The sequence below is a fragment of the Vibrio sp. Vb0304 genome, from assembly GCF_033338995.1.
GTDB lineage: Bacteria > Pseudomonadota > Gammaproteobacteria > Enterobacterales > Vibrionaceae > Vibrio > Vibrio alginolyticus.
In genome coordinates, this window is record NZ_JAWOTT010000135.1 from 1 (window position 1) to 1,377 (window position 1,377).

At 43.9% G+C, this 1,377-nt stretch carries 1 protein-coding gene and 1 pseudogene; both read left to right on the top strand.

Going from position 1 to position 1,377, the window contains the following annotated elements; genetic code table 11:
* Window positions 1–478, top strand: a pseudogene (locus R7P35_RS24430) (sulfite reductase subunit beta); the annotation flags it as partial.
* Window positions 471–1,250, top strand: a complete 780-nt coding sequence (locus R7P35_RS24435) for a phosphoadenylyl-sulfate reductase (protein ID WP_318092928.1) — start codon at window positions 471–473, stop codon at window positions 1,248–1,250. The pseudogene R7P35_RS24430 and the gene R7P35_RS24435, both read left to right, overlap by 8 nt.
* Window positions 1,251–1,377 lie beyond the last annotated feature (127 nt).

The following is a 1,377-nucleotide window of genomic DNA, read 5'->3' on the forward strand; positions in this document are numbered from 1 at the left end:
CGCTCGTGAACATGGCTTAATGGATGGCAATGTCAGCGAGCAGCGTAAAAACTCAATGGCGTGTGTGGCATTCCCAACTTGTCCTCTAGCGATGGCAGAAGCTGAACGCTTCCTCCCTCAGTTTGTCACGGATGTTGAAGGCATTCTGGAAAAACACGGATTGCCAGAAAATGACAATATCATTCTGCGCGTGACGGGGTGCCCAAATGGTTGTGGCCGTGCGATGTTGGCTGAAATTGGTCTGGTAGGTAAAGCGCCGGGTCGTTACAACTTACATTTGGGGGGGAATCGTGCTGGTACACGTGTACCTAAAATGTATAAAGAGAACATCACGGATAAACAAATCCTAGAAGAGATTGATCTGCTGGTGGCTCGATGGTCGAAAGAGCGTGAAGAAGGCGAAGCCTTTGGCGATTTCACCATTCGTGCAGGCATCATTCAAGAAGTGTTCGTATCAAAGAGGGACTTCTATGCTTGATTCTGTGGCTTCCAAACCGGAGCTGGCGGAGTTACTGACATTAACAAAGACGGAGCAAATACTCCGTCTTGCACAAATCAATGTCGAACTTGAACAGCTGTCGGCACAAGAGCGAGTAAAGTGGGCTTTGGAAAATCTGGATGGAGAGTTTGCGGTATCCTCAAGCTTTGGTATCCAAGCCGCTGTCATGCTTCATCTTGTGACTCAAGAAAAACTTGATATCCCAATTATTCTTACGGATACCGGATATCTGTTTGCAGAAACGTATCGCTTTATTGATGAGTTGACAGAAAAACTCAACCTTAATCTAAAAGTTTATCGAGCGGAGCAAAGTGCTCAATGGCAAGAAGCACGTTATGGCAAATTATGGGAGCAGGGCGTTGAGGGGATCGAGAAGTACAACAAAATAAATAAAGTCGAGCCAATGCGTCGTGCATTGAAAGAACTTAATGTTGGAACATGGTTTTCAGGTTTACGTAGAGAGCAAAGTAAATCACGAGCGGGTTTACCGATACTGTCGATTCAAAATGGCGTGTTTAAGTTTCTGCCCGTACTCGATTGGAATAATAAAGATGTTCCCTACTACCTCGAGCAACATGGTCTTACCTATCATCCACTTTGGGAAGAAGGTTACTTGTCTGTTGGGGATACACATACGACACGTAAATGGGAGCCAGGAATGTCAGAGGAAGAAACTCGCTTCTTTGGTTTAAAGCGTGAATGTGGACTTCATGAAGATGATGGTAATGAACAAGATGGTTCAGGTATCTAGTTACAGATATATCTATCTATAGAAGAAAGCTGCGATCACGCAGCTTTCTTTATTTATAGGCATGCGTAATGGTATTAAAAATACACATTTTAGGATAACTCTGTGGATAAGTTGTTTGATAGTTTTG